The 7872-nt window shown below is 68.2% G+C and carries 9 protein-coding genes; 5 read left to right on the forward strand and 4 right to left on the reverse strand.

The genetic code is table 11. From position 1 onward, the window contains the following. The gene (locus Q8S40_RS04530) at positions 1–480 is read right to left on the reverse strand and encodes an MmcB family DNA repair protein (RefSeq protein ID WP_305669444.1); all 480 of its coding nucleotides are present in this window, start codon (positions 478–480) and stop codon (positions 1–3) included. A gap of 84 nt (positions 481–564) precedes the next feature. Between Q8S40_RS04530 and Q8S40_RS04535 the strand changes: the two genes are divergently transcribed. Continuing rightward, entirely contained in the window at positions 565–1002 is a 438-nt protein-coding gene (locus tag Q8S40_RS04535; protein ID WP_304809080.1) for an Rrf2 family transcriptional regulator, read from the forward strand. Here the strand turns inward: Q8S40_RS04535 and Q8S40_RS04540 are convergent. Beyond that, positions 990–1877, reverse strand: a complete 888-nt coding sequence (locus tag Q8S40_RS04540; protein WP_304809082.1) for an NUDIX hydrolase family protein — start codon at positions 1875–1877, stop codon at positions 990–992. The genes Q8S40_RS04535 and Q8S40_RS04540 overlap by 13 nt on opposite strands. A gap of 104 nt (positions 1878–1981) precedes the next feature. Between Q8S40_RS04540 and Q8S40_RS04545 the strand changes: the two genes are divergently transcribed. The 4 genes from Q8S40_RS04545 (at position 1982) to Q8S40_RS04560 (ending at position 5546) form a co-directional block, all read left to right on the forward strand. Further along, positions 1982–3823 carry an ABC transporter ATP-binding protein/permease gene (locus tag Q8S40_RS04545; RefSeq protein WP_305669445.1) on the forward strand — a complete coding sequence of 614 codons (1842 nt, stop codon included), beginning with the start codon at positions 1982–1984 and terminating at the stop codon, positions 3821–3823. Positions 3824–3890: 67 nt separating this feature from the next. Beyond that, entirely contained in the window at positions 3891–4160 is a 270-nt protein-coding gene (locus Q8S40_RS04550) for a hypothetical protein (RefSeq protein ID WP_304809086.1), read from the forward strand. Positions 4161–4281: 121 nt separating this feature from the next. Next, a complete protein-coding gene (rpmB, locus tag Q8S40_RS04555) occupies positions 4282–4578 on the forward strand; it encodes a 50S ribosomal protein L28 (protein WP_168051475.1) in 297 nt (98 codons plus the stop codon). A gap of 185 nt (positions 4579–4763) precedes the next feature. After that, positions 4764–5546 (forward strand): sensor histidine kinase KdpD, encoded by a 783-nt coding sequence (locus tag Q8S40_RS04560; protein ID WP_305669446.1) that lies wholly within the window; start codon positions 4764–4766, stop codon positions 5544–5546. Here the strand turns inward: Q8S40_RS04560 and Q8S40_RS04565 are convergent, their stop codons facing one another. Next, complete coding sequence (locus tag Q8S40_RS04565; RefSeq protein ID WP_305669447.1) at positions 5547–6383, reverse strand: esterase-like activity of phytase family protein; 837 nt, start codon at positions 6381–6383, stop codon at positions 5547–5549. 104 nt (positions 6384–6487) lie between these two features. Continuing rightward, positions 6488–7872 (reverse strand): cobaltochelatase CobT-related protein (locus tag Q8S40_RS04570; protein WP_305669448.1); only part of this gene is annotated, 1385 nt, incomplete at its 5' end.

Consider the following 7872-nt stretch of genomic DNA (forward strand, 5'->3'; position numbering starts at 1 on the left):
CTATTCCACCCGAAGGGCCGACCGGATCTCGGACTGCCCGGCCGGGTCCTGGATCGCCGCCAGGCGCCCCGCCGCCACCATGGCATAGCGATGTAGCAGGGCGCGTCGCCGTGCGGGTGCCAGCGGGTGCGCCGGGGCTTCCCGGATAAGGGAGGCATCCGGGCCGTTCGCCACCATCACGCCGACCTCCGGCGGCAGCAGGGCCTCGGGAAAATCGAGATCGACGGCGAAGTACAGCCGGTCGCAAAAGGCCCGGTATTCCGGCCATTTTCCGTCGCTGAGGAAATCCCGCGCACAGGACTTCACCTCCACCACCGCAAAGCCGCCATCGGGCAGCAGCGCCAGGATGTCGGCGCGCCGTCCATTCGGCAGCGGCATCTCCCGCAGCGGCGCCCAGCCGCGCTGGGCACAGAAACGGGCGGCGGCGCGGCAGACCGACAGGGTGCGTTCGGGCGTGGAGGGAGCAAGGGTCTCTGACATGCCCTATGTTCGCTTTATGTTCATAGAAAGGTCAACCGCGTTGGACATTGCGGAACCAATCGCGTCGCCGCGCGTGTAGGAATTATGGTCGCCACACGCTTCGCAGTTGCTGTGCATATCCTCCTGTTGCTGGCCACCGCGCCAGGCGGCCAGCTTACCAGCGGCCGCCTCGCGGAAAGCGTCGGCACCAACCCGGTGGTGATTCGTCGCCTCGCCGGGCAACTGGCCAGGGCCGGCCTGATCCGGATCCGCCGCGGTCCAGGTGGCGCGGAACTGGCCAAGGCGCCGGACAGCATCACGCTTGGCCAGGTCTGGCAGGCCATGCGCCGCAAGGGCCTGCCCCTGCTGCCGGTCCACCGCGGCCCCGCCCGCGCCGAGACCAGCCCCGCCCCGGCCATTCCGGGCCTGCTCCGCCGCGCCTTCGACTCGGCGGAAGCCGCGATGGAGGCGGATCTGGCCGCGACGACGCTGGAAGACCTCTGCCAGCAATTGCGGCAGCCGGCAGACGCTCAGGCGACCTGATCGAGCCCCGCGCGCAAGGACGCCGCCTCGGGCGCCGCAGCGTCGAGCAGGCCGTGCCGCAGGAAGAAGTCGATCAGGACCAGGTTGACGTTGAACTTCACCCGGTCGCGGTCCCGCACCTCCGCGAGCAGTTGCGCGACCGGCCATAGCTCGAAGCGCTCCACCTCATCATCGTGCGGCTGTGGCACGAAGCCTTCCGGCAGTTCGAGGTCGTGGCAGTGCAGCACATCCCGCCGCAGGCCCTCGGGCGTCGCCATTACATAGGAAACGCGCCCGACCAGTCGGGCCTGACCAGCGAGTTCAGGCGGGATCGAGGCTTCCTCCGCTGCCTCCTTCACCAGTGTCTCGGCCACCGACAGCCCGGCAGGAACGCCGCCCGCCACCAGATTGTCGAGTTGCCCCGGCGCCACCGATTTGTGGCGCGATCGCCATCCGACCCAGAGATGCAGGCCATCAGCGCGCCGGACGAAGCCATTCACATGAACGCCCTGCGACATGACGCCGAAGGCCGGCATCGCGCCCCGGTCGAGCTGCGCCAGAACCGGCCCCTCGGTGCTCGGGCGCACGTCAAAATCCTCGTGCCGCAGGGTCAGATGGCCACGCCCGGCCAACCCCCTGACCACCCCGGCCAGCGCCTGGCTTCGGGCGCCGGGCGCACGCAGGCGGCTGGCCAGTGCGACGCCGCGCCCATCGAAATGGAACTCCCGCGGGTAGAAGGCCAGTGCCCGCGCCAGATCCACCCCTACCCACCCCACCTGCTCCTCCCCGATGCGAAAGCGGATGAGGTTCGCCGGGGAGGCGATGTTGTTGCAGGCCGCGACATGCCGCTCGAAGGCGGGCCAATCGGGATCGGGTCTGGGGCTGGCCGGGGTCATGCGTCCCTGTAGCGCGCCCCACGCATGCCACGGAAGCCTGGGCGGCTGTTTGCGCCGGGGCTGGAAAGCCCCACCTTGGGTGCAACAAGGCTCCGGAGCTTCCCGTGCAAACCGAACAAACCCGCGAGCGCGGTCATCTGCGAACGCTGCTCACGCTCGTGCCCTATCTATGGCCCAAGGGCGAAGTCGAACTCCGTCTTCGCGTGGTGGTCAGCCTTGTGCTGCTGGTTTTCGCCAAGGCGGCCAATGTGGTGGTTCCCATCGCCTTCGCCCGCGCCGTGGATGCGCTGGCTCCCACGGCCGGCCCTGCTGCGACCATCGCCGCGGTCCCCATCGCACTGGTCCTGGCCTATGGCCTGCTGCGCCTGACCAGCAGCGCCTTCAACGAGGCGCGCGACGCGATCTTCGTGAAGGTGCAGGGCCGCGCCTCCCGCCGCATCGCGCTGCAGGTGTTCCGCCACCTGCACGCCCTGTCGCTGCGCTTCCACCTGGACCGGCAGACCGGCGGCCTGTCCCGCGTGCTGGAGCGTGGCACGCGCGGCATGACCTTCGTGCTGGACTTCCTGCTGTTCAACATCATCCCGACCATCTTCGAGATTGTTCTGGTGGCGCTGATCCTGTGGGGGATGTTCGACTTCACCTTCAGCGCCGTCATCATCGTGACGGTCGGCATCTACATCGCCTTCACCCTGATGTTCACCGAATGGCGCCTGCGCTTGCGCCGCGCGATGAACGACACGGACACGGAGGCCAATACCCGTGCCGTGGACAGCCTGCTGAACTTCGAGACGGTGAAGTATTTTGGCAACGAGACGCATGAGGCGCGGCGCTACGATGCCAGCCTGGAACGCTATGAACGCGCCTATGTCCGGTCCGAGATCAGCCTGAACGGGCTGAATTTCGGCCAGCAGACCGTTATCGCCATCGGCCTGACGGTGGTGATGATGATGGCTGCTGGGCGCGTTTCCCAGGGCGGGATGTCGGTCGGCGACTTTGTGCTGGTCAACACCTACATGATCCAGCTTTTCCAGCCGCTGAATATCCTCGGCTTCGCCTACCGCGAGATCAAGCAGGGGCTGGTGGACATGGAGGCGATGTTCACCCTGATGAAGCAGGACCGCGAGATCGCCGACGCCCCTGCGGCGCCCGCTTTGGTCGCCACCGGCGGCGAGGTGCGGTTCGAAGATGTGCGCTTCGGCTATCGTCCGGACCGGGAGATCCTGAAGGGCGTCAGCTTCACCGTGCCGCCCGGCCGCACCCTCGCCATCGTCGGCCCGACCGGCGCCGGCAAATCCACCATCAGCCGCCTGCTGTTCCGATTCTACGACGCCACCGGCGGCCGCGTGCTGATCGATGGCCAGGATGTGCGCGATGTGCAGCAGGACAGCGTCCGCGCCGCCATCGGCGTGGTGCCCCAGGACACCGTGCTGTTCAACGATACCATCCGCTACAACATCGCCTATGGGCGGCCCGGCGCCAGCCAGGACGAAATCGAGGGCGCGGCCCGCGCGGCGCAGGTGCATGACTTCGTGCTGCGGCTGCCGGATGGCTACGACACCAAGGTAGGTGAGCGCGGCCTGAAGCTCTCGGGCGGGGAAAAGCAGCGCGTGGCGATCGCCCGCACGTTGCTGAAGAACCCGCGCATCGTGATCCTGGACGAGGCCACCAGCGCGCTCGATACCCGCACGGAACAGGACATCCAGGCGGCGCTCCGGGATGCCGCCCGCGGCCGCACCACGCTGGTCATCGCGCATCGGCTGTCCACCGTGGTGGATGCGGATGAGATCCTGGTGCTGCAGGAAGGCCAGGTGGCCGAGCGCGGCTCGCATGCCGCACTGATTGCGGCCGATGGCCTGTACGCGGAGATGTGGCGCCGCCAGTCGGAGGCGGTGGCCGCCGCGGAAGCGGCAGCGGCAGCGCAGGCCGCCGCGGGGCTGCCGGCATGATGCCGCGGCAGGGGTTCCCATGCCGCGCTCGCCTGCCTATGTCCAAGCATTGAGAGGGAGGCCACCTATGCAGTTCGACCCCCAGGGCGTGGCCCCGGAAGATCTCAGCCACGCCGGCTCGGTTGTGGACAAGGCGATCGAGTACATGATCGAACAGGGTATCGCGCCGATCTCCATTGCCTCCGCCCTGCTGGGCGGTTCGCTCGGCATGCTCGCGCGCAGCATGGATGATCGCTCCGTCGCCGGCGTGCTGAAAAGTGCGCTTGCCTCGGTGGAAGGCGGCGAGCTCGCCGAGATGCGACGCGCGGCGGAAGCCGAGCAGGCCGCGAATACCTGACCAAGGCTTGACGGGAGGGGGCTTATCCGCGATACGCCCCGGCTCCGGACCACCTCCGCGCGCGGCTGCCTGGACCACTCGGCCCAGGACCCGTGCGTGTGCTTTTCGGGATAGATGAGTCATGGCCCGCCGCTGCGGTATCACCGGCAAGGGCGTGCTGACGGGTAACAACGTCAGCCACGCTAACAACAAGACGCGCCGGCGCTTCCTGCCGAACATGCAGGAGACGTCGTTCTTCTCCGACATCCTGGGCACCCCTGTGCGCATGCGCCTGTCGGTGAACGGCATCCGTACGGTTGAGCATAATGGGGGTCTCGACTCCTTCCTGCTCGGCACGCCGGACCGCCGCCTGCCGGTGGAGGCTTTGGTTCTGAAGCGCCGCCTGGTGCGGGCGCGGGACAAGAAGGCCGCGGCCTGATCTGCCGAAGCGGCCCGCCAAAGGCGGTGCCGCGTTCGGGAGATGACTTAAGGCGGGCGACATCCTGGGTGCCGCCGGTACCAAATCGAGTGGGTTAAGCCGCCAAAGCGGTCGTCTTAACCACAAGGCAATAGTCCTCCGCCAATGTCTCGGCGATGTGGACCGAGTCTAATCTTGCCGTCGCCGTGACCTTCACCCTGGCCCTGGTCGCCCTCGCGATCCGGACACGGAGAGCCCTTCGTTCTGCGCGCGATCGAGTCGCTTCAGCCGAAAGGCTGGCTGCGGCACGAGGGCGCTGCCTGTCGCTGGCCGCACAGGAATTGCGCGGGCCGGGCCTGGCGCTGATGGCGCAGGCATCGGATGCGCCGGCCGATACCACGCTGAACCCCCGCGCCGACAATCAGACCGAAGCCGTCGCGCAGCAGCTCCTGCGCCTCGCCGATGACCTGGCCGATTTCGCCACCGAACCCAGCCCTCGCGCCCTGCATGAAACCGCGGCCCTGCTCGGACCCGTGATCGATGCGGCGGTGGCAAGCGTGTCGGCCCAGCTTCGCCCCGGGCTGCGCCACTGGAATATCGAGCCCGAATTGCGCAGACTCAGGGTCAGGGCCGATAGCCGGGCATTGGAAGGCGCCCTCGCCGCCCTTCTGCGCCGCGCCGCCCGGCATTCCCGTGACGGTGATGTGGTGGCCCTGCGCCACATGCTGGGCAGTGAGACGGTGGCAATCGTGGTTGAGGATGAGGGAGACGGCCTGCCGGCCCAGGACCTCGTTACCGAGGCCGCCAGCGGCGCGCCTGGCATGGGGTTCGGCACCGCCAACGGCACCAGGGGCCTCGACCTCGGACTGACGCTGGCGCGATCCCTGGCCGCCGCGCATGGCGGTGAGATCCGGCTGGAAAGCGCACCGGGAATCGGTGCACGGGCCTGGCTCACCCTGCCTCGTTCGCGATTGCTGGATGCCACCTGATCAAAGCGGCATCTCGAACAGCAACAGCAGGCTGCGCTGCCAGAAGGATTCATTATCGTCCGATACCAGTGCCACCAGCATGCGCCCTTCCCGCTCCGTCACCGCCACGCCTTCATAATTGTCCGTGGGCAGCGGCGGGACCAAAGCCAGCAGCGACTCGCCCTCGACCAACGCGCCTTCGGCAGCCGCGCGCAGCGCCGCAGGAGAGAGCCGAACCAGGCGGCCGGCGAACCCGGCCAGCAGGCTGAAGGACCGCTCCAGCACCAGCACCCCGCCATCCGGCAACGCCGCGGCGTCGACTGGCACATGGCCGGCGGCCGGGAGATAGCCGAAGCTGCGCCACCGTCCGGGCTGGCCGATCCAACCCATTCGGCCGCCCTGCGGCGCCGCAAGCCCCTCCGAAAGGGCCAGCCAGCGCCCATCAGAAAGCACCGTCAGCGACTCCAGCCCGGCATTGTGGGGGGATTGCTCCAGGCCAGGCGGCGGCGGCACGAGTTCGCCCGCCCCATCCAGCCGCCGATGTCGCTGGATGCGGTGGCGTCGCTCAAAGCCAATCAGCCAGGATCCATCAGGCAAGCGCGCCAGTGCTTCCGCATCGCGCCAGGTTCCGATGAGTGGCTGTCCGCGGAGGTTGCGAAGTGGCCCTGATCGAATCAGGTCCAGCCGGCGCGGCCGCCAGGCTTCATCCAGCGCCAGCGTCATTTCCGCGAAGTGGCCCAGATCGCTGATCGCGGTCAGCACCAGCTCTGGCGTCATGTGCAGCCCGGAAAGCCCCCCGAAGCCGAGCACGCCGGTATTGATCCGCAGGCCGCCGAGCAGCCGCAAGGCACCTGGCACCTGCTCAGGCAGATCGAGCGGCTGACTGAGCGCGATACCCTCATCCCCGCCGACGCAACCCGGCAGGGTGGCCAGCGCGAGAGAGAGAAGGCCGCGGCGGGTGGTCAGGCGACCAGCGGCGCGCGTTCCCGGCTCGCCCGCTGCCAGGCCAGAGCCGCATCCTCGTCGAACAGCTCGGCGAGCTTCTTCATCATGGTGCCGCCCAGCTCCTCGGCATCCACGATGGTGACCGCGCGGCGATAGTACCGGGTGACGTCGTGGCCGATACCGATGGCGATCAGCTCCACCGCCTCCCGGCCCTCGATCTCGCCGATCACCTTGCGGAGGTGGCGTTCCAGATAGTTGCCCGGATTCACCGACAGCGTGCTGTCATCCACCGGTGCGCCATCCGAGATCACCATCAGGATGCGGCGATGCTCGGTACGGGAAAGCAGGCGGCGATACGCCCACTCCAGCGCCTCGCCGTCGATATTCTCCTTCAGCAGCCCCTCGCGCAGCATCAGGCCAAGGTTCTTGCGGGCGCGGCGCCAGGGGGCATCGGCGGATTTGTAGATGACGTGGCGCAGGTCGTTCAGCCGCCCCGGATTGCGCGGCTTGCCTTCCTGCACCCAACGCTCGCGGGACTGGCCGCCCTTCCAGGCGCGCGTGGTGAAGCCGAGGATCTCGACCTTCACCGAACAGCGCTCCAGCGTCCTCGCCAGAATGTCGCAGCACATGGCGGCCACCGTGATCGGCCGGCCGCGCATCGACCCGGAATTGTCGATGAGCAGCGTCACCACCGTGTCGCGGAAATCCGCCTCGCGTTCCTTCTTGTAGGACAGCGACTGCATCGGGTTGACCACGACGCGCGCCAGCCGCGCCACATCGAGGATTCCCTCCTCCAGGTCGAATTCCCAGGCGCGCTGCTGCTGCGCCATCAGCCGGCGCTGAAGCCGGTTGGCCAACTTGGATACCACCCCCTGAAGATGCGAAAGCTGCTGGTCGAGCTGCTGGCGCAGCCGCGCCAGTTCATCCGCGTCACAGAGGTCGTCCGCCTCCACCACCTCGTCGAAGGATTTGTTGAAGGCGCGGTACACGGAGGCGTCATCCGTCGCCGGCACTTCCTTGCGCTGCTGCGGACCGCCCGGGCGGTCATCGCCCTCGGCGGCGGCGCCTTCCTCCTCGCCTTCCTGGCTTTCATCCTCGGCGGCGTCGCCCTGCATGGTCTCGGGCTGGGCGCCGAGCATGCTTTCGGTGTCCTGCGCCTGGGATTCACCCTCCCCGGACTGATCCTGCTGGGAGGAGGTCTCGCCGCCCTCGCCTTCCTCCTCATCCTGCTCGGCCTCGGTCTCCACCTCGGCCTCGGCCAGGTCGAGGGCGGCCAGCAGCTTGCGTGCGGCGCGGCCGAAGGCGTCCTGGTCCGTGCTGCGCTCGGCCATTTCCTTCAAGGCCGTCTCGGCGGATTCGCCGAGCGTGTCGCGCCACATCTCCAGCACCCGCTGCGCTGCTT

The organism is Falsiroseomonas sp. (genome assembly GCF_030695085.1).
Classification (GTDB): domain Bacteria; phylum Pseudomonadota; class Alphaproteobacteria; order Acetobacterales; family Acetobacteraceae; genus Falsiroseomonas.